Here is a 21,656-nt window from a genome sequence, read left to right as displayed (position 1 = left end):
CTTAGCAGGTCAGCTCATGACCTGCGTTTTTGCTGGTCAGAAGGCTTTTCTTCAGTTGTCGATCTTGGCGGTCCATGGCGGTCGGAAGCGGGTTCTGGCGGTACTGCTGCTGACTTAATGCTGACCTTGATGACGGTGCGTCAGGTGGCTGGCTGCGGGGCGGATGCGTGTCAGCGAGAGCCTCATGTCTGCAGTATCGACCTTGCGCTTGCGAAGGTCACGCGGGGCCGTACTCGGGCGTGCTGGGTATAGGTTGATCTTGGTGAAAGATCACCAGCGTGACCTTGCTTGTCAGTGGTCCGCGGCCGGGTGCGCTGCAAGGAGTCACGCATGCGCAGGCCCGTGGGGGTGGTGATGCCCTGACCTCGCGGCGAGTCCGTTCAGGGCATTGGTGGCGCCTCGGCGAGGCCGGGCTACGATTGCTTCCCGGGCTCTCTTCGGCTGCCCCGCGGCCCTTCTGGGCGTCTACGGACTACAGATGCCCGCCTCGGCGGGGGTCGGGCTGATAGCCGCTGTCGGCGGCGGGATCCTCGGACGGCGGCTGTTCGGCTCCGGCTCGGGCATGACCCGCGCACTCGGTGGGGGTCTGATGGGCGGCCTGACCGGCACCCTCCTCGCCATGCTGCAGTTCGGCGCAATAGAGGGGGTAGGGCTCTCGCTGACCGGGGCTAGCAGCCTGCATCACCGTCGGGTCGGCGGGTGGATTCCGGGCCGGCCTGCTCGGAGGATTCGCGGGCGGATTCGCCGCCGTCCTCACCGGGCGGCCGGAGGTCATCGCGATCGACCCGCTCATCAACAGCCCCGGCCGGGAGCCGCCTGCAGTTTGGCCGGGGCCTGCCTTTCGGCGTCGTCACCGCCGTCCTTGATGGCGCTCTTTGAAAATGGCCGCCCCCTGCTCAGGGGGTCCCCACACCTGCTCGCGATTCCCAGCTATGGAATGACCTCCTGGGGCAGGGGCCCGTTTGTCCTCGGCCGATGATTAGGTCTGGTTCGCGATCCGGCGGCCGAGCTGTTCGAGGAACTCCTGCAAGCCGGACGCGGTGACCTCGAAGTCGTCAAACTAGGAGGCCGTGGTGGACTTCCAGACTTGTCCGCTGGCTCCGATCGCGAACAGATGGCCGCCGCCGTCACTGGCGGAGACCAGCGCGATCGGTTCGCCGTCGATCGGAACGGGGCCGTACTCGCGGAAGTGCTCCGCCGCCGTCGCAGGTGAGTGAATGAAGTACCCGCTGTCGACGTCGGGCGACGAAGCCCCACCGATCACCCAGTAGAGCGTGGTGGGCCGTTCGCGGGTGGGGCTGAGCTCGAGCTTTGACAGAACGCAATTGGCCGTTCTCAATCGAGTGGAGATCATTACTCGACTGTGTGCATAGTGCAATCATATAAGTCTCCGGCCCTCCGAAGCGGTGCCGCTCCGCCGATCTGATCGGCTGCAGCGTCATGAGTTTTCTCGTTACTCCACAGCACGGCCGATGAGTTTGTGGCTCCCGGCCGGTCCAAGCTCGTGACACCCCAGGAAAGGACACCGTCATGTCGGAGCTTCTCGTCGACTTCATCACCTCCCTCGACGGCCACGCATCGGGAGAGGGATGGCCCGGGTTCTGGGGCCTCGAGGGTCCGGAGTACCTCGCATGGCTCGGCGAGCAGTCCGAGGCCACCTACCTGATGGGAGCGAACACCTACCGCCTGATGTCGGGCTTCGCCGCAGGCGAGGTCCCGGAGGGCCAAGACGAGTTCAGGCCCGAGGAAGAGGCGTCCGTCGACGAGCTCACGCAAGCGTCCAAGGTGGTGTTCTCCTCCTCGCTGAAGGAGCCACTGACGTGGGCCAACTCCACGCTCGTCCGCGACGACGCCGTCGCGGCGGTCCGCGCCATGAAGTCGAGTGGCTCGGGGCTCCTCAGTACGATCGGCAGCCTCAGCCTGTGCCGGTCCCTGCTGCGAGCCGGACTCGTCGACCGCTTCCGGGTCGTGATGTTCCCGGTGATCACCGGGGCCACGGGCGAAGAACGCATCTACGACGGCTATCCGGACGTTGCCCTCGAGATGATCGAGCACCGCACCTTCGACGGCCGCATCCAGCTGGTCGAGTACAAGCCCCGCGTGCTGGAGCACCCGCCGCTCGGCGTCCCTGCGTGACGTCGCCGTCCGCCGGTCTGGACGGCTGCCAGGTCGGCGTCGGCGGGCCGCGGAGCCGTCCGGAACTGCCCGCACTGCGATCAGCCCGTCACCATCGTCGCCCTGCTGGCCACCTCAGAAGCGGCCCGTCCCACCATCGCCGGCAGAGTTCGCGAGATCACCTCCTCGCGGCGGACTCCGTGAGCACCGCGGGCAACGACTTCGCCTGACCGTCACCGATCAACAGGGCCGGCGACCTTCGGTCGCTGGGCCCTCACACGCGCTCTTCGCTCCCCCCATTCCCCACACGCTTCAAGACGCAACGAAGTGGAGGGGAGAGCGTCCTCGGCCGATTTCAGAGATCCTCATCATCCTGGACAGTGTCGCGGGATGCCTGAAGGCAGCGCGGGTGGACACTGCGACGCTCACCGGACCGGCACTCTCCCTGGCGAGGATCGACGGGATCTTCCGGGCCCCTGCGCTGGCTGGTGGCCTGGCGGTCGGGGTGAGCGCCGGACTCGGGCCACGATTCCCGCCAAGGCCCGGAAGTGACGTCCTGTTCAGGCTGAGGGTCGGAATCGCGAACGCCGTGGCGGTGGGTCTTGCCTTCGGGTTCTTGCGTGCGGCGTATGGGCAGTACACCGTCGTCCGCTGCTCGCTTGCGCTGCGCGGCGACCGCCTCCGATGCGCCTGATGCGCTTCCTCGACGAGGCACACCGGCGCGGCGTGCTGAGGCAGAACGACGCGCACACCGAGTTCGCCCACCAGATGTGCAAGGGCCCCAGGCCCCAATCCCTGTGGACGAGCGTCCCCAGTAGGACGGCAGCTCTTCGATTGCTTCAGCGGATGATCGAAGAGTGAAGTTGGGGGCAGCCGGCCATCTGATCAAGAGCGGTCTCTGCTATGGCTCTGCTGTCGAACAGACGCGTTCCGTTCTTCGTCTTGCAGGGGCGCTTGGGCCCATGGCGGGCGGGCAGCGTCGCCGCCTTCGGTGGAGGAGTCTGTCTGCGACAGCCCCCCGAGGAAGGCCTGGCCCAAGGCATGGGCAAGGACTTCGCGAGCGGCTCGCAGGCGGCTCACCTGCCACCAGGTCGCGGGCGCGAGGGCGAGTGCCAGCCCGACGCCGGACCACACCATGCCGACAGGGCTGACCGTTCGCAGGTGGACGACGCCGTACACGATGATGGCGAAGAACACCAGACTCCACAACAGATGTGGGACGAACGTCCTGAGGCGGTCAGGGCTGGCAGCTTCCCCTTTGGGTGTGACAACGAACCTGCTGCGACGGCGTAGCAGCGCGCCTGCGAGTGCCTGGGCATAGATGGGGGCGGCCATCGCAGACATGATCATGCCGGTCACTCCGGAGGACCCCTCTGGCTCGTGAGGGCTGACGTTGTGACGTCGGTTCCAGACATAGACGCCCAACTGCACTGCGAGGGCATTGCCGTACAGCATGATCCACGTACCAGCGTCGATGTCGACGCTTCCAACGCCGACGATCACGAGAAGGCAGCAACTCAACGCACTGAGGCACCAGTTGAGTGCCATGACCGGGAAATGAGCGATCATCAGCCCGTAGTGGAGGAGACGTCCCGGCGACAGCCGCAGTATGGCCCGCGGGAACTGCTTGAGGATTGCCTCGTAGGTCCCGCGGCTCCACCGTCGCTGCTGGGAGAAGTAATCCGTCCAGTTGCTGGGGCCTTCCCCGACTGCCAGGACGTCTGGGGTGTAGACGGACCGCCAGCGCTTCCCTGTCGCAGGGTTGCGGGTCCGGTGGATGTCGAGTCCGGTCGCCAGGTCCTCGGTGATGGAGTCCTGCAGTCCGCCGACGCTCTTCAGAGCTTTGACCCGGAAGGCGTTGTTGGTACCGACCAGCATGGGAGAGCCGTAACGGTTGCCGGCGCGCTGCGTCAGCGCGTGGAAGAAGAACTGCTGGCTTTCCGCCGCTCTGGCCACTGAGCTGTCGTTGTTGCCGTACACCTGCGGGCTCACGACAAACGCCACGTCCGGATCACGGAAGTAGCCGAGGATCCGCTCAAGGTAGTTGGGGAGCGGGATGTGGTCGGTGTCAACCGAGGCGAAGTAGTCGTAGTCGTCGCCATGGGCGTCGAGCCAGGCGTTGTAGTTGCCGTGCTTGGTCCGAGCCCGGTGGGGGCCGCGTGCCTGGTTCCACCGTGCAATGCCCTTGCGGGAGAAGTGGTGCACCCCGAGCCGTTCGCACAGGAGTCGGGCTTCGGGATCATTGCCCTCGTCGAGCAACCAGACGTGGAGGAGGCCGCGGTGGCGCAGGCGTACGGCGGCCTCCAGGGTGGCTCGGAGCAAGTCGAGCGGCTCCTTGCCTGGCACGAATGTGGTGAGGAAGGCGACCCTGGTCCCGGTCTCGGGAACCACGGGTACAGGGTCTCTGGCCATCAGCGTGGACAGGGTGCTGGAGATCAGGGGCACCTGTCGACTCAGCTCGATCAGTCCGATAAGAGCAATCATGGTGACGTGCAGGACTCTCGGCCAGCCGTCGTCGGACAGCGCCGAGCTCCAGTGGTCGGGCTGCAAGAGCCATGCCAGGAGGACGAAGCCGAGCAAGGGGGCGGCAGCGAGCATGAGTGCGACCCGGAAGCGGTGCGGCTCCTGGGCCAGCAGCGAGCGGAACTGGACCCGGTACGTGCCATGAGCCGGAGGCTGTGTCAGTGGACCTGCCAGACGGCTGTAGTGCTCGTAGTCGTAGCGGGGCAGGACCCGGGCTCGTTTGCGTGGGCGCGGGGGGTCTGCGGGCCGACGTACCCGCGTTTGTTCTGGTATCTGCACGGGCCGTGCGGCTTCCGTCGGAGCAGCCGGCATCAGCCTCAGCTCCAGGGGCTGGCTCAGTTGGTCCTGGGTCTTGGGCACGAGCACTTTGGCCCGACCCGGGCGCGTGGTGTCGTTGGGGGCACTCTCGCGCCCCTCCATGCGCATCGTGCGTACCACGTGCAGGCAGGACACCCGGTGGTGGAATTTTTCACTTCTTGGGCCGGTCAGGGAGATTGCCTCGGACAAGCAGCGCACGGGGTCGCCCTGGGGCGAGATCTCATCGGTCCATTCGTTCAGAGTCCACAAGGCGATTGCGTAGTTGACCAGCACGGTGGGGCGGAGAGGGTCGGTGCCCTCCATGGTGTCGAGGAGTTGCCGGAACTGGCCGATGCTGGTTTCCAGCAGGGCGGCGTCGTCGGTGTCGAACGCAGTCGCGTAAAGGCTGACGGTGCTGTCGTTGTCTGGCCTGCCGTTGTGCGGCGTGTCGGATGATGCGTGATGCGGTTGGAGCAGGGCCGCTTCGAAGGCGGGGGCGGACTGAGGCGGTTCGACCGACCGCCCGCACACCGCAGAACAGCGTGCCAGCAGCTCCCGCATGGAGGACCGGATCCAGTCCGGAGCGTGCACTGCTCCCACAGACTCGCCACGGTGGGCGAACAGCTCGCGCAGACCATGCGTCGCTTGCCCGAATGCTTCCCAATCCGCATCGGTCAGGGAGCGTTGCAGCAGGCTGACGCAGTCGGCGGCCTCGGTCCACCGCGTCACTGGCATGCGCCATTCCAAGCCCACATCGAGAGTACGGATGGCTTGCATCACCAGGTCACCGGGCAGTGTGGCGCATTGAGGTTCTGCTGCCGACGAGTCGTAGTCCAAGGGCGGGCTGGTGAGTAGCACCGCTCCATAGGGGATTTCTGCCGTCCCAGGTTTCCACAAGCCAGGCGTGTCGGGGCGGCTGCCATGGAAGGCCAGTAGCGGTGATGTCATATCGGTGTGCGCGAGGTACCGCGAATACTCATCGAGTACGGCTCGAGCGTCCTCGTGGGAGGCGGTGTGGCTCGACGCCGCGAGTCGCAGGCCGTCGATCAGCTTCACCAGACCCTGTGCGCAGCTGGGGAGTCCGGCGGAAGCGGCGCGTAAAAAAGCCAGGCAGACTTGCTCGGCTGACTGTTCGGTCAAGCCGGCGCGCATGCGCTCGAGCAAGGCCCATGCGGACAGCAGAGCCCCGTCAGCCGTGCCGGCGGTGGCGAGCAGCAGCTCCGGTCGTAGGTCGGCGCCCGCTCCGGAGTGCAGCAGGTGATAGTTCAGACCCGCGCTTTGGAACTGTGTGTGACTGGCCTTCGGGTCCCTGGTCAACGAGCGTCCGATCAGCTCGGCTGCCCGGGTGTCGCCGCTGGCGAGATACCCGAGAAGCGCGTCTGCGGCAGTTTCGCCGGAGAGAACGGACACACGCAGGTGTGTGGGTCGAACGGCCGGGCGTACGGTGACGAGGGGAGCGGCAGTGAGGGGCAGCCGTGTGATGTGCCACGGAGTGAAGGCAGTACCTACCTGAATGGCATGCGGCACAACATCCAGACCGCGGAAGGCGAATCGCACGCCGTGGGCGGAGCGGAGCACTGATGGATGAGGCCATGGAACGACCTGCCAGGCGCTGCCGTGGCAGGCCCACAGCCGGATCCATGCCGTGGAGAACGCCGTGTGCGTCAGAACGTCCGAATGGATGTGAGCGGGTGGGGTGAGGACGGCCGCCGGCTCAAGCCAGGCATGCGGAAGGTGAGGTACCAGGCCCATCGGGACGGGATGTGACCTGCCCCCTGTGGAAACGTGGAATCCACTTTCCGTGACATCCCCGGACGGCAGCGGCGCACGTACCGCGTATGTCCCATGCGGCAGGTCTAGGACATGCGGAGCGCCCACCCGCACGATCCCGTTGCGGATGCATTGGTGCCCGCTGTCGACGATCTGGAGATGGATCGGCGTGCCGTCAAGCACATTGTCACGGGAGACGAGAGTGATCTCGATTCGTTCGCTCACGTAGCCACCTGCATATGAAGCCTGGAATGTGGCGGCCAGACACCGTGTGGGCGGCTGACGGTCGTGCTGTCACAGTGCGCACTGACGGTGTAGAAGCCGGCGGTGAGTTCCACGTGCCATTCCTGAATCGACTGGCCTCGCTCATCCGTACCGAGATCCCGTGCCGTGCCACAGTCCACGGTGGGCAGATCCGGTGGATGCTGCGGCACGCAAGCCAGCTTGGTACGACCTGCGACCTCGGGTGGCAGGCAACGAACAGTCAGCTGGGCGGGAGGCGGTCCGTCGAGACGGTACAGCGGAACATCACCGAACCCAGTCGCCTCGACGGCGCGGTAGGACCACCCCTCACCCAACTCCACTGCCAACAGTTGGCTGATGCTTCGCCTGATGCCGTCGGTGCGGACTTCCCAACCGTCCTGCGATTCGTCAGGGGTCGCAGCTTGTCCTTCCAGGGATCGGATCAGAGCGTGAGTGAGACGGGACACTTCATGACGCTCGGTCTGCGCCTGGTCGAAAGCCGGGAGCCTGATGGTCAATTCGTTCTCGCACACGTTCACTTTGAAGAAATCCCGCACGGCGAGTCCGGGAACGCCTCCGTACGGTCGCTCCAGACAGCTGTCGCGGCAAGCGTCAACGACATACAACTGGGTGCGGGGCCCGGTTTGCTGGAGGGCGAGGCGTGTCTCATCGAAGTCGAACGCCTGAGTGAATGGGGCGGCGCTGTAGCGATTGAAGTCGCTTGCGAGAAGGTACTGACCGTCTCCCTGTAGCCCGTGGCCGCAGAAGTAGAGAAGAGCAATGTTGTCCGGGTGGGCGGCACAGCGAGCCGCCCACGCCTGAAAAGCGTCACGAATGTTTTCGATCGTCGGGTCGAGTGAGGCGGCGGGTATTGACTCGGTGAAACTGTCGCCGGCCGGGCAGGAGAGCAGCAGATCCACACTGCCCACGGGCACGGTCCACTGGCCACGTTCGCCGTTCACCAGCCACTGGGCAAACGCGAGTGCGGACCTGGGAGGCGACGTGAGTTGCGTCATCCCCTCCCACAGCGGTCCGTCCCCGACCCGGTACCGAATGCCCCCGGGCAGGAAGGGGTATTCCCCCGCGCCGATGACGAGGGCATGCAAGGCGGGACTTGCGGCACTGGGCCCATGAAAAAGGTCTCTGACGGGCTCAGGCATGGCGCTCCGCAGGCAGGACTACCGCCATACGTTCAGCGAGGCGGCGATAGAAGCTCAGCAGCCGGAAATAGGAAGAATGGGCAGCCAGAAGACCGCGACCGGTCGAATACCGGTAGTCCTCGCCAGTGGCGAAGACCGGACCGATGACGAAGGACAGGAGGTCGAGTGGATCGAACACATTGATCCAGTTCCTGACACCCACTGGTACGGGGGCTCGGTCACTTGCGGGATCCTCTGGCGGTGCAACGGCCGGGAACTGCCCCAGCTCGGCGAACAGGCCGACCTGCGAGCCCACGGTGACCAAGACATCGCACTCCAGGTCCGGGCGCAGATGGGACAGCAGATCGTAGGCGATGTTGCCGCCCATACTGTGCGCGACGACGACAAGCCACGGATCGGCAGACGTACGCAGCCGTGCACCCTCGTCGATCGCCTCGGCGACTCGCATGGCTATGGGTGCCCGGCCATCGAGGTCCTCTCGCTGTCGAAAGTAGGCCAGTACGTCGCCGATGAACTGGGTACCTGTGGAATGTGCGGGTCGACGTGCGACCAGCCGAAGTGCGGACGCGCCGCCGCGCGGAGCGGCCCTCGCCACTCGACCGAGAGCCTCGCGAAGGCGGAGGACAGCGACCCTTCTGCCGCTGGCCCGACCACCGAAAGCCTCCTGTGCGGGTACGGATGCAGCGAGCCCGCCGGTCAGTTCACCGATCAGTCGCAGCAAGAACTCGTCGTCATTGGCAGCGTCAGTGGGCCACGTCGTTGCCCGTCCCACCGCAGCGCGTTCAGCCAGGACAGCAGCCTCGGCGCCCATCCCGGCCAGAACGTCTGCATCCTGGACGCTCGCGTGTTCCGTCGCGAGCATCCACAACAGGTCGACTGCTTCGCAGGGCGATTTCCGAGCTAGTGCCGTGACCAGTTGGTTGGGTTCAGGGACGGCGTCATCGAGTAACTCGCTCAGAAGAGCAGACAGGTCTGGTGAGGCGTCACCGCCGAAGGCCTCCACTCCGCCAGGAGGATATGAGGCGTTGTTCCAGGCGAACTTGGCTCCGAGATCCCCCCAGTAGGGATTCAGCACGCTCAACTCAGCGGCTGCCGAACAAAGGACGGGCCCCAGTACTGCGCGCATCAGCGCATCGCGTTGCGCCACCGCCCGGCGATATGCGACCGACTCGCGCGTGCCCACTCCGTGTACGAAGACGATCGGCACAGTCCCCCCAACCCCCGAGCGGACACGCTGCCCCGCGGTGCCCCCCACGGCCGGTCGCGCTCAACGAGATGGTAGTCGCTGAAGCGCCCGCATGACGGCCGCTCCGGCAGCAACCCGCCACTGGCTCACGTTGGCCGGCGTACGACCGTCCTCGTGCCGGGGTCTCTTACAACGGCTAACACAATGAGCCGAGCTGTCAATGGGTGATGAGACAGCAGGCGAGCTTGAGGAACGCTTCGTGGATGTCGGCCCGCCGTTCCCAGCGGATGCGTAGGCGTCGGAAGCCGTGGAGCCAGGCGAAGTTCCGCTCGATCACCCACCGGTAGGTGCCCAGTCCTGTGCCGTGCCGGGTGCCGCGGCGGGCGATGACTGGCACGATGCCTCGGTCGCGGACCTGGTTGCGGTAAAGGTCGTGGTCGTAGCCGCGGTCGGCGAAGAGTGAATCCGGCTTTCGACGGGGACGGCCGGCCCGGCCACGGACGGGCGGGATCGCGTCAAGCAACGGCAGCAGCTGGGTGACGTCGTTGCGGTTGCCGCCCGTCAGCAGGACCGCGAGCGGGGTGCCGTGTCCGTCGGTGATCAGGTGATGTTTCGAGCCGGCTCGGCCCCGGTCGACCGGCGAGGGGCCCGTGTGGGTCCCCCTTTTAACGCCCTGACGTGCGAGGAGTCGACCACGCAGCGGGACCAGTCGAGCTTCGCCGCCGCGTTCAGCTCGGCGAGCAGTACCTCGTGAAGCCGTTGCCACATGCCGGCCTCGTTCCAGTCCCGCAGCCGTCGCCAGCACGTCATGCCCGAGCCGAAACCGAGTTGCTTCGGCAGGTACTCCCACTGGATCCCGGTGTGCAGTACGTAGAGGATCCCGCACAGCACATCCCGGTCCGGCAGCGGCTTGCGGCCCGGGTACCTGAAGCGCCGCTCGCGCTGCGGCAGCAGCGGTTTCAGGCGGTCCCACAGCTCATCCGACACCATCCACGGCGAACTCTCCACACCAGGCCGAACGCTCAACTCCCATGTCGGCAACGGCCGTCAGGGTCGATCCACCTCATTGTGTTAGCCGTTGTTAGCGCCGATCCTCGCGAGTAGCCGATGCACCGGTCAAGGAACGGCCCCAGACATGGGCAGTCGGCCGCAGCAGGTGCCGGACCAAACCAAGCTGGAGGGTCGACAAGCAGCTCGTTTTGATGGACAGCTCGCCGATGTAGGCCTGCTCCACTTGTTCTGGAACTGGATCGGGCGATCTCAAGAGGAGATCGTACAGGCCCGTCAGGACTGGATGGAAGGCTCCCGGTTCGGGGAGGTGAAGGGGTACGACGGTGCCCCCCTGCCCGCACCGGAACTGCCGCCGGTGCCGCTGAAACCGCGGGGAAGGGTGTGCTGACCTGCGGAAACACGTGAGCGTCGGTGGCTGCTAATTGGCGGGCTGCCGGGTAATTCGTACTGGCTTCTGCCCGCCTGCCAGAAGGAATCCGTACAGCCGGCTGGCTCAGGTCGGTGCGGTTGGCGATTCCACGGTGTGGCTGTCTTTGGGCGGCTGTGGCAGGACCCTTGCTGACCTGATGCTGACTTTGCTGACGCCTCGTCAGGGTGATGAGAGGCCCTCTTCCCGGCTTCAGCGCTGGCGTAGGCGTTTGCAGGTTCGGTGGTGACCGGACCAATGCTGACCTGGCTGGCGGTTGAGTCAGGCGTTGCGGAACGGCACCGCCGCTCACGCTGCCGCCTTGTGGAGATTCCACATGCTTCCGGTGTCACCGCCAACTGGTCACCTACCTGCGGTGTCACGGCGCAGCCGACTGAGCTGGGGGTTGGCGGCACGTGCGGGGTGGTGTGCCTCGTCCTCCACGCCGACGCGGGGGCGTTCCGCCGTACCGGCGACCGAGGGTCGCCTCCTTCAGATCCTCCCCGCAGACGCGAGGGTGTTCCGATCGCCCTCGGCGCAGTGGGCACCACCGCGCTGTCCTCCCGCCGACGCGGGGGTGCTGCGACGGCCAGGCCGGTGTAGAACTCGATGCGCGAGTCCTCCCCGCCGACGCGGGGATGTTCCGACGAAGATGGTGTACCAGGCGTTCAAGCGCATCGCTGACTCGCTGGGCGGAACACCCCCGCGTCGGCGGGGAGGACGTCCGGATGGTGTCGGCGGTCAGGCCGTCGCGCGGAACACCCCCGCATCGGCGGGGAGGATCCCGGCATCGGCAGCTCGTGCACGTGCCAGCCCGGAACACCCCCGCGTCAGCGGGGAGGACCGGACCGCGCTGATGTGGCTGCGCCCGGACGCCGGAACACCCCCGCGTCGGCGGGGGGGACTGGGACGGCCGCAACGCGGTGCGCGCCCACGTCGGAACACTCCCGCGTCGGCGGGGAGGAGACGACGGCGACGGCCACCACGGTGCGCGTGGCCTGAGCACCCCCGCGTCGGCGGGGAGGACGACATGAAGTGGCGCAACTATTTCGGCAACGACGGAACACCCCCGCCGGGGAGGGGAGGACGCCCGCTCGCACGTCAAGCAGTACGGCGTCCCAGGAACACCCCCGCGTCGGCGGGGAGAACTCGGGTCAGGCGTTCGGGCGGGTGGCGGGCTGCGGAACACCCCCGCGTCGGCGGGGGAGGACGACACCGACCTGTGGGACCAGGTCAACGACATCGGAACACCCCCGCGTCAGCGGGGAGGACGGCGTCCGTCAGGGACATCTGGGCGTCGCGCGCGGAACACCCTCGCGTTGGCGGGGAGGACCTGGGCGACATCGGCGGCATCTTCTCCGGCATCGGAACACCCCCGCGTCGGCAGGGAGGCCCCGCCCCCATAAGGTCGCCTGATACGACTTCTACGGAACACTCCCGCCTCGGCGGGAAGGACATCCGGACACGCTCCGACTCCATGCCCTTGGCCGGAACACCCCCGCGTCGGCGGGGAGGACTATGCAGCGTCGGGACCGAACCGGGACGACATCGGAATACCCCTTTCGAGCCGCGCCACAGTGGCACGCCGAGCGTCGGAACACCCCCGCGTCGGCAGGGAGGACGTCGTCTCGACGACGTTGAGCCGCCACACCTTCGGAACACCCCCGCGTCGGCGGGGAGGACCTGCGCAAGGACGACGGCACGCGGGCGTCCGGCGGAGCGCCCCCGCGTCGGCGGGGAGGACCTTCGCGTATCCACCGAGGAGCAGGCCAAGGGCGGAGCACCCCCGCCTCGGCGGGGAGGACGCACCCTTGGCCTGTCGGCCCACAGTGAGCCGCTGAACGGCGGGGAGGACAGCATTGCCCAGACGTGGGACGCCGGCGCGGGCGGAACTCCCCCGCGTCGGCGAGGAGGAACGGATGCCGAGGCGTCGGCAGAGTCCGAGCTGCGGACTACCCCCGCGCCGGCGGGGAGGACACCGGCAAGTCCGTGGCGCTGTCCTTGATCCTCGGAACACCCCCGCGTCGGCGAGGAGGACCCGAGGCGGTCCATCTCGGACTGGACGAATTTCGGATCACCCCCGCGTCGGCTGGGAGGACCGACCGTACCCGACGAGGTAGATGGTGCCGTCCGGGACACCCCCGCGTCGGCGGGGAGGACGTCTTCTGCGGGGGTCAGACGCATACTTGCTCCGAAACACCCCCGCGTCGGCGGGGAGGACGACCTGTACGCCGTCTGGTACGGCCTAGACGGCGAAACACCCCCGCGTCGGCGAGGAGGACCCGTTCAGCGGCCGACAGTGGGAGCCGACCGCACCTCTGCCCTCATCACGGTAGTCATCTCCGCCCGAGCCTCTTCCATGGCCTGTACGGCTCTGTTCCAGCGCACTGCTGGCCGCGGACGGACGATCGGGGCGAGGTGGTCAACAAAGGCAGCTCGAAGCGTTTCCAACGCCCGCGCCATACGTTCGACAGCATGGTCGACGACGTCCGGGCCAAGAAGCAGTACGCGTTCCTGAACTGCTCTTATCGGCTGCATGAGATGTTCTGCGGTCTCTTGAGCACGCTCCAAGTCGTCCTCGTCAACACTGATGTCCAGCCCGTGCTCTTCCATCGCCTCCCATTGCTCATTGAGGCGTGCAGCTTCCTGCTTCATGCCGGTGTAGGCCGCATCCCACCTAGCCAGGAACGCGGCATACGCCTCTTGCCGTTGGTCTCGAAGCCACTGCTCATGCTCAATGTGTGCTTCGTCCTGGACTTGGCGTCGCCCGACGTAGATACCGATGAAGCTACCTGCGACTGCGACGACGCCCGCAATCAGGGCAGCAGCAACCGCCCCCCATCCCTCTGTCATGGCAGACATTCTCCCTGCTGCGTCCGTCGACCGAGGATAGCCCCCGCTCATAGGAGTGCCCCTTGCGTTCCCGGCAAGTCCAGCCCAGCCCCGCCGCAGCCTCGAGGTCGATGCTGCCCTGATCCTCCGGAACACCCCCGCGTCGGCCGGGAGGACCGCAACCCATACCCGACGAGGTCCGCCCGTACCGGATCAACCCCGCGTCGGCGGGGAGGACCCCACCTGGTCCCACCGGATGCGTTTCGCCCACGGATCCCCCCCCCGCATCGGCGGGGAGGACGGTGCGGTCGCCTGCCGCGTCGACAACATCAACGGAACACCCCCGCCTAGGCGGGGAGGATCAAAACAAGTACGCCAGCGACGTCGACTCCATCGGAGTACCCCCGCGTCGGCGGGGAGGACCTGTGCCGGGAGTACCGCATGCCGCACAGCTACGGAACACCCCCGCGTCGGCGGGAAGGGTGAACGCAAGCTGGCCTCGGGCATCCGGCGCATCGAACCACCCCCGCGTCGGCGGGGAGGACCGCCGGATCTCCTCGCGCATCTGCTGATGGGCCGGAACACCCCCGCGTCGGCGGGGAGGACACGTTCCAGGGCTTCGACCTGGAGCTGAACGTCGGAACACCTCCGCGTCGGCGGGGAGGACCCGAGCCGAAACATCCTGGTCGAGGGGTGCTACGGAACACCCCCGCGTCGGCGGGAAGGACCGCGCCACGTCGATCGGCCCCAACCCGGGCTTCGGATCACCCCCGCGTCGGCGGGGAGGACCGGTACCACTCCATCGGCCGGACGCCCTCCTCCGGAACGCCCCCGCGTCGGCGGGGAGGACTTCCACGCTCGGACGGGGTGCAGCAAACCCGACGGAACACCCCCACGTCGGTGGGGAGGACGGCGTGTAGCCAGGCAGAACACCACCAAGAGCCGGAACCCCGCGTCCGCGGAGAGGACCCGTGGCAGGTCGCCTACATCCTGGCGCCTATCGGAGCAACCCCGCGTCAGCGGGGAGGACGCGGCGGCCTTCAGGCGGTGATTGATGGGGAACGGAACATCCCCGCGTCGGCGGGGAGGACGGCGCGGTGACCTCCGAGACGGACATCATCAACGGGGCACCCCCGCGTCGGCGGGGAGGACGCGATGCCGGCCCGTAGGTTGTCCGCGTACTGCGGAACACCCCACGTCGGCGGGGAGGACATCACGCTGCGGCGGGGCCAGAGCAAACCCGACGGAACACCCCCACATCGGTGGGGAGGACGTCGTGTCTCCGGTCGTCAGATCAACCGCGAACGGAGCACTCCCGCGTCGGCAGGGAGGACTCCCGCTCCAGGCGGACGATGTGCTCGCCCAGCGGAACACCCCCAACGTGAGGATGGGCTCCGCCTGGTTCGAGGACGGAACACCCCCGCGTCGGCGAGGAGGGCATCGCCGCGGTCGAGGCGATCCTGTCGGACTCCGGAGCACCCCCGCGCTGGCGGGGACGACTGCGGCGCCAGCGCGCGAAGAAGCGTCGGTGGCGAGCCAGACGCCCAGCGGAGTGCGGCTGCGGGCCCTTGCATGTGCGCGACGGCGGTTCCCCTCATAGCCTGGTATTGCCCGGGGTAGCCGCGGAGGTCTGTTATGTGTGGCGCCTAGCTCCCCTCGTCCCCGTCGGCCTGCTCAATACCGCTGTAGCGGTCCCACGCCTTCCCGGCCGCGACCATCGACACCCCGGCCAGGACACTGAGCTCCACGGCCTTGGTCAGCACACCATCCGCGGTGTCACTGGTAAACGCCAGCGTCATCAGCGTACTCAGCACGATGGTGGCGATGAACAGGGCGAAGGACTCACGGCGGACCTCGATCGGCAGGTACACAGCTTCGGACGCCGCATAGTCACGGACCGCGTCCTCAAGCTCCTGAACCATCCCGGCGGGGACCTCGTCGGCCGACGTGCCCTCGTAGGCTTCCTCGACCGCGGCGACGGCTTCGGCCCGCTGCTGCTCGGTTAGCCGCCGCCACGCCTCCATGTCCCGAAGCACCCGACTCAGCGGGCTTGTGTCCAGAACAGCTGCCTGGGCGGCGAGCCGCGCTGTGGCGAGGTTCTGCTGAAGATGCGCCTCCCAGGCACGACGCCAGCCGTGGCTCCACTGGGCCATCGCCTGACGGACCATTTCCCGCCGCGCCTCCTCGGCTGGCGCCATGACCTCCCGCATGAGCCGCTGTATCTGCTCCTGCATGCGTGTCACGGGGGCAGCCGCCAGGCGCAGTTGCGCTTGCTGATCGGCCTGTATACGGGCCATGGCTTCCTGAAGACGGGGGATGTGCGGGTTCGCCGCCCGGCTGATGGCTTCACGCAGGCGGGCCAGGTCTTCCTCGGAGAGCTCTGGCAGGGTGCTCGACATGTCGAGCACCCTGCCACACCACCCGGACAGCGGGGCAACGTCCCACGCGCTCGGGCATAGCGTGTGCTCCAGCACCGAGTGGCGGCGGGGAGGACGTCCACTCCCGTCACGCCCCAAGAGCCGGGCCAGAACACCCCGCGTCGACGGGGAGGGCGAGGCCGGCCGTGGCTGTGGCTTCGACGTCGACGGGATACCCCCACATCAGCGGGGAGGACGACCCGCAGATGTTCAGCTTTCCGCATCCGATCGGAGCACGCCCACGTCAGCGGGGAGGACGCCGTCGCCACGGCGCCGGCGGTCTCGATGGCCGGAACATCCCCGCGACGGCGGGGAGGACCCACCCGGCCGCAGCAACCACAACGTCAACGTCGGAACACCCCCACTTCGGCGGGGAGGACCAGCGCACCTCCACCGGGTCCGGGCAGGGGATCGGACCACCCCCGCGTCGGCGGGGAGGACGTCGAGGTCGGCCGCGTCAACACCGTCCGCGGCGGAGCACTCCCGCGTCGGCGGGGAGTACGCCTGTGCGCCGACTCCGGCTGCAGCTCCATCGGAACACTCCCGCGTCCTCCCACGGAGCACCCCCGCATCGGCGGGGAGGACCAGATCAGCGAGGACCCGGCGTAGTAGGACCGCGGAACACCCCGCATCGGGGAGGACTGGGTGCTCGACCCCGACGCCACCGGACGCAACGGAACACCCCCGCATCGGCGGGGAGGGCGGCGGCGACCTGGAGCCCGGAACACCCCGCGCGGCGGGAAGGACAGTGCGGTCGCCTGCCGCGTCGACAACATCCACGGAACACCCCCGCTTCGGCGGGGAGGCCGATGGAACCCGCGAACTCCACCAGGCCGCCGCCGGATCACCCCCGCGTCGGCGGGGAAGACGAGGTGAAGCGACACGGACAGGGCGAGGACTACGGAACACCCCCGCGTCGGCGGGGAGGACTGCGCCACGATGAGCTGTTCGGGCCGAATGACCGGAACACCCCCGTGATGGCGGGGAGGGCCCCAGCCCGTACCGGTGCGTCGGGTGCTGGCACGGAACACCCCCGCGTCGGCGGGGAGGACGTCGCGCCCTTCGTGGTCTTGTGCACCGTGAACGGAACAGCCCCGCGTCGGCGGGTGAACACCATGAACGAACCTACGCCGCCACAGCCTGACGGAGCACCCCGTGTCGGCGAGGAGGACCCGTAGGCACGGAAGGGCAGAATGCCCTCGACCGGATCACCCCCGCGTCGGCAGGGAGGACGCCTTCTGGTTCGTCGTCCTCGACGGCGACAACGGAACACCCCCGCGTCGGCGGGGAGGACGGGATGGTGACCTTCACACGCCAGTGGGACGGCGGAACACCCCCGCATAGGCGGGGAGGACTCCGGCGGCGCGACCTACAACCGCGTCCAGTCCGGAACACCCCCGAGTCGGCGGGAGGACATCTTCGCGTAGGGCTTGCCCCAGCCGACCATTGGAGCACCCCCGCATCGGCGGGGAGGACGAGAGCGGCCGACGGCGCAGCCGGGTGCAGTGCGGAGCACCCCCGCGTGGGCGGGGAGGACAGCGCCCATTCCGATTCAGCGTCACCGACTTCGGAACGCCCCCGTGTCGGCGGGGAGGACGCGCCCAGCTCGTTCCGCCTCATGACCAGGAACGGAACACCCCCGCGACGACGGCGCGCACCGGTCTGCCGGACCCCCCGGCGGCGGGGAGGACGGCGATCACAAACGCCAGTAGCGAGGCGATCGTCGGAACACCCCCACGACGGCGGGGAGAATGACGCCCCTACGCGCCCGGTGCAGGATGCCCGCGGAACACCCCCGCGTCTGCGGGGAGGACGCTCGATGTCCGCATGGTGGCGCCCGTGATGACGGAACACCCCGCGTCGGCGGGGAGGACGCGCAGGTCGCATCGCGACTTCGGGCCCGGCCACGGAACACCCCCGCGCGGGCGGGGAGGACCCGGCGAGCACCACCGCGTTCAGGGCGCCGATCGGAACACCCCCGCGTCGGCGGGGAGGACAGGACCGTCCGCCGGTCACGGGCCGGCTCAAGCGGAACACCCCCCGTCGGCGGGGGGACCTCTATGTACGGCGCTGCCCCCAACAACCGTACGGAACACCCCCGCGTCGGCGGGGAAGACCGCACCAGCTCGAAGGCGTCGAACGGCAGCACCGGAACAATCCCGCGTCGACGGGGAGGACGCCGTGTCACCGTTGAAAAAGTGGTCCTGGAACGGATCACCCCCGCGTCAGCCGGGAGGACACTGTCACAAGACAGAGGCGATTCGCGGCCTTGGGAACACCCTCGCGTCGGCAAGGAGGACGTCCTGGCGCTCGTGGCCCTCGGCGCCGCGTTCGGAACACCCCGCGTCGGCGGGTAGGACCCCACGCCCCGAGTCGATGACCGGGGCCGGCAGACCCCCACGTCGGCGGGGAGGACCTCATCCGCACCGGCACCCCGCGCGCCGTCTACGGAACACCCCCGGCGTCGGCGGGGAGGTCACCGTCCGCGACGCCCGCTCCTGGACCGGCTACGGAACGTCCCGCATCGGCGTAGGACTCGAGGCCCGCCTTCAGCGCGGGGCCGGCGTTCGGAATACCCCCGCGTCGGCGGGGAGAACGTGGAAGGGCCGGTGCGATAGTTCCAGCCGTTCGGAACACCCCCGCGTCGGCGGGGAGGACGTCTGCGCGATCGGGTCCGCGTTCCTGCGCACCGGAACACCCCCGCGTCGGCGGGGAGGACATGATGACCGCGTGCTGCGTCGGGCTGGTCGTCGGAACACCCTCGCGTCGGCGGGGAGGACGACTCGAAGTGCCGCTCGAGGTCGTCGTAGAGCGGAACACCCCCGCGTCGCCGGGGAGGACAAGGACGACGGTGTGGACCGGGCGCTGCGGTTCGGAACACCTCCGCGTCGGCGGGGAGGACAAGGACGACGGTGTGGACCGGGCGCTGCGGTTCGGAACACCTCCGCGTCGGCGGAGAGGACTCCTACGCCGCCCGGTACGCCACGCCCTGGCGCGGAGCACCCCCGCGTCGGCGGGGAGGACCCCGACCAGATCCCCAACATCAAGCGCCTGACCGGAACACCCCCGCGTCGGCGGGGAGGACCCCGAGGCGGACGAGATCCGGCATGAGGAGATCGGAACACCCCCGCGTCGGCGGGCATGCCCCCAGGCCAGCCACGCCGTTGGCCGCGCCGACCGGAAGACCCCCGCGTCGGCGGGGAGGACCGAAGGAAGTTGTCCAAAGTGACCTCTGACGGCGGATCACCCCCGCGTCGGCGGGGAGGACGCCGAGCGGGTAGGCCCCCAGCCGGTGGACACCGGAACACCCCCGCGTCAGCGGGGAGGACTGCGGCGAGGGCTGCGTGTCACCCTGCTCGATCGGAACACCCCCGCGTCGGGGGGAGGACCCAGACAGATCGACGAGCCAGCGCCCGGGAACCGAAGCACCCCCGCGTTGGCCGGGAGGACGGAGGTCACGCGACAACGGTGAAGCCGTACTTCGGAGCACCCCCGCGTCGGCGGGGAGGACGCGCCGCAGGTCGGCCTGGGCCTGCCGACGGGCGGAGCACCCGCGCGTCGGCGGGGGGAGAGGAGGACGTCACTTTCGCGCCGCTCGTCATCACTGCCACCGGAACACCCCCGCGTCGGACTGGACGTGCCGCGCCATGCTGTCGGGCCGCCCCGGAACACCCCCGCTTCGGCGGGGAGGACGTTGCCCCAGCGGTGGTCACCCACCAGTAGATCGGAACACCCCCGCGTCGGCGGGGAGGATGACAAGGCTGGCGACTGGTGGCGTGGGCAAACCGGAACGCCCCCACGTCGGCGGGGAGGACGCCGAGGAGCTCCACCTCTACACACTGGACAGCGGAACACTCCCGCGTCGGCGGGGAGGACGTGCCCGAGGCGCACTGGATCTGCGCGGACGTCGAAACACCTCCGCGTCGGCGGGGAGGACAGGTCGTCCGGTGTCTCGCCGCGCAGGCCAAGCGGAACACCCCCGCGTCGGTGGGGAGGACCAGACACCAAGGCCCCGCCCCTGCAGCGGGGCCGGAACATCCCCCGCGTCGGCGGGGAGGACGAAGAAGCCCCGCCAGCGGAAGGCCGGCGGGGCGGAACACCCCCGCGTCGGCGGGGAGGACTGCTGCCGGTGCAGCGGCCACTCGCCGGGGCTTGGAACACCCCCCGCGTCGGCGGGGAGGACGCGTTGTACCGCTCCAGCCACTCCATGCCCGTCGGAACACCCCCGCGTCGGCGGGGAGGACGTTTCGGGCCAGACCCTCGCCAACGAGTGCCTCGGAACACCCCCGCGTCGGCAGGGAGAACGCCTCGGCCACGGCGCGAATGCCTTTGAGCTGCGGAATAAGCCCGTGTCGGCGGGGAGGACAGACGCCTCCACGGGCTCGGCCGGGGTAGGGGCGGAGCACCCCCGAGTCGACGGGGAGGATGAGGCGAACAAGGCGCAGGCCACCCCCTCGTACGGAGTACCCCCGCGTTGGCGGGGAGGAGTGGGGCGCCAGGTCCAGAAGGGCGAGGTCCACCGGAGCACCCCGCGTCGGTGGGGAGGAGGACCCCTTCACGGGCTACTGGAAGCCGTGGCCGAACGGAGCACCCCCGCGTCGGCGTGGAGAACGCGGGCCGCCAGGACGAGCCGCTTGGCGGTCGCGGAGCACGCCCGCATCGGCGGGGAGGACGCGTGCAGCACGTGTGCCTGAATCACCCTGGCCGGAATACCCCCGCGGCGGTGGGGAAGACCCGCTGACCGCGGCCATGCCGGACCGCGACTACGGAGCACCCCCGCACCGGCGGGGAGGACCGGCCCACCAGGCCCACGGCCTTACCGAGCACCGGATCACCCTCGCGTCGGCGGCATGACTCGTCGTCCGTGTCGGACTTGTTCGGGGCGAGCGGATCATCCCCGCTTCGGCAGGGAGGACGCGACCTGAGACCTCGCCGCCTCCGCCGTCGCCGGAACGCCCCCGCGACGGGGGGGGGAGGCCTGGACCTGGTCCAGGCCCTTGGGGTCGGTGACCGGAACACCCCCGCGTCGGCAGGGAGGACCAGAACTCACTCCACAGGAAGCTGCTGACCGACGGAACACCTCCGCGTCGACGGGGACAAGGGGGCCGCCAGGCCGAGCCGCTTCGCGGTCGGTGGTCGGGGAGCACCCCGCGTCGGCGGGGAGGACCCCTCTCCCTGGGGAACGTCGGCCGGGCGGAACGGAGCACCCCCGCGTCGGCGGGGAGAACGCGAGCCGCTCCTTATGTCGGCGGGCGGTCCGCGGAGGGCCCCACGTCGGCGGGGAGGACGTCGCCACAATCGACCAGGATGGCGCGGCCGGCGGAGCACCCCCGCGTCGGCGGGGGGAGGACTGGCAGACGGAGCGAACGACCATGGCGGACCACGGAGCACCCCCGTGTCGACGGGGAGGACCTCATGAGCACGTACCTGCACGACGGGATCGTCGGATCACCCCCGCGTCGGCGGAGAGGACAGCTCCATGGCGCCCATGGACATCTCTAGCGTCGGAGCACCCCCCACGTAGGCAGGGAAGACGACGGCGTCTACGTCATCCACTGGCTCGATGACGGAGCACCGCGTCAGTGGGAAGGGCCCAACGAACCAGATCCATAGCTCTCGTCTGACCGGAGCGCTTCTACGGCGGCTGGGAGGGAGCAGGGCGGCGCGCTTTTCATGTTGTGGTGTCAAGGTGCGTG

General features: G+C 68.6%; 8 protein-coding genes and 1 pseudogene. 2 read left to right on the top strand and 7 right to left on the bottom strand.

Features of this window, described 5'->3' with window-relative positions; translation table 11 throughout:
* Positions 1 to 1,060: 1,060 nt before the first annotated feature.
* Complete coding sequence (locus ACWD1U_RS23430) at positions 1,061 to 1,354, bottom strand: hypothetical protein (RefSeq protein WP_451110168.1); 294 nt, start codon at positions 1,352 to 1,354, stop codon at positions 1,061 to 1,063.
* Between the two features lie 176 nt (positions 1,355 to 1,530).
* Here ACWD1U_RS23430 and ACWD1U_RS23425 point away from each other — a divergent pair, with 176 nt between their 5' ends.
* A complete protein-coding gene (locus ACWD1U_RS23425; RefSeq protein WP_451110167.1) occupies positions 1,531 to 2,136 on the top strand; it encodes a dihydrofolate reductase family protein in 606 nt (201 codons plus the stop codon).
* An 864-nt stretch (positions 2,137 to 3,000) separates the two neighbouring features.
* On the opposite strand, the gene ACWD1U_RS23420 is transcribed toward ACWD1U_RS23425, so the two are convergent.
* From ACWD1U_RS23420 to ACWD1U_RS23405, 4 genes are all read right to left on the bottom strand, one after another.
* Complete coding sequence (locus ACWD1U_RS23420; RefSeq protein WP_451110227.1) at positions 3,001 to 4,950, bottom strand: glycosyltransferase family 2 protein; 1,950 nt, start codon at positions 4,948 to 4,950, stop codon at positions 3,001 to 3,003.
* 1,976 nt (positions 4,951 to 6,926) lie between these two features.
* Positions 6,927 to 7,964: a caspase family protein gene (locus ACWD1U_RS23415; RefSeq protein ID WP_451110165.1), complete on the bottom strand. Its 1,038-nt coding sequence runs from the start codon at positions 7,962 to 7,964 to the stop codon at positions 6,927 to 6,929.
* A 136-nt stretch (positions 7,965 to 8,100) separates the two neighbouring features.
* Positions 8,101 to 9,291 (bottom strand): hypothetical protein, encoded by a 1,191-nt coding sequence (locus tag ACWD1U_RS23410; protein ID WP_451110164.1) that lies wholly within the window; start codon positions 9,289 to 9,291, stop codon positions 8,101 to 8,103.
* A 220-nt stretch (positions 9,292 to 9,511) separates the two neighbouring features.
* A protein-coding gene (locus ACWD1U_RS23405; protein WP_451110162.1) for an IS5 family transposase occupies positions 9,512 to 10,284 on the bottom strand; the annotation gives its coding sequence in 2 pieces (ribosomal slippage) (positions 9,512 to 9,963 and positions 9,963 to 10,284; 774 coding nt in all).
* A 238-nt stretch (positions 10,285 to 10,522) separates the two neighbouring features.
* Between ACWD1U_RS23405 and ACWD1U_RS23400 the strand changes: the two are divergent.
* A pseudogene (locus ACWD1U_RS23400) lies at positions 10,523 to 10,693 on the top strand (pirin family protein); the annotation flags it as partial.
* 2,304 nt (positions 10,694 to 12,997) lie between these two features.
* On the opposite strand, the gene ACWD1U_RS23395 reads toward ACWD1U_RS23400, so the two are convergent.
* Both ACWD1U_RS23395 and ACWD1U_RS23390 read right to left on the bottom strand, forming a co-directional pair.
* Entirely contained in the window at positions 12,998 to 13,564 is a 567-nt protein-coding gene (locus ACWD1U_RS23395; RefSeq protein WP_451110160.1) for a hypothetical protein, read from the bottom strand.
* Between the two features lie 1,625 nt (positions 13,565 to 15,189).
* A complete protein-coding gene (locus ACWD1U_RS23390) occupies positions 15,190 to 15,942 on the bottom strand; it encodes a hypothetical protein (protein WP_451110159.1) in 753 nt (250 codons plus the stop codon).
* Between the last annotated feature and the right edge of the window lie 5,714 nt (positions 15,943 to 21,656).

The sequence above is a fragment of the Streptomyces sp. NPDC002788 genome, assembly GCF_053592115.1.
Note: the sequence above shows the minus strand (reverse complement) of the source record. Positions and strands in the feature narration are given on the sequence as shown.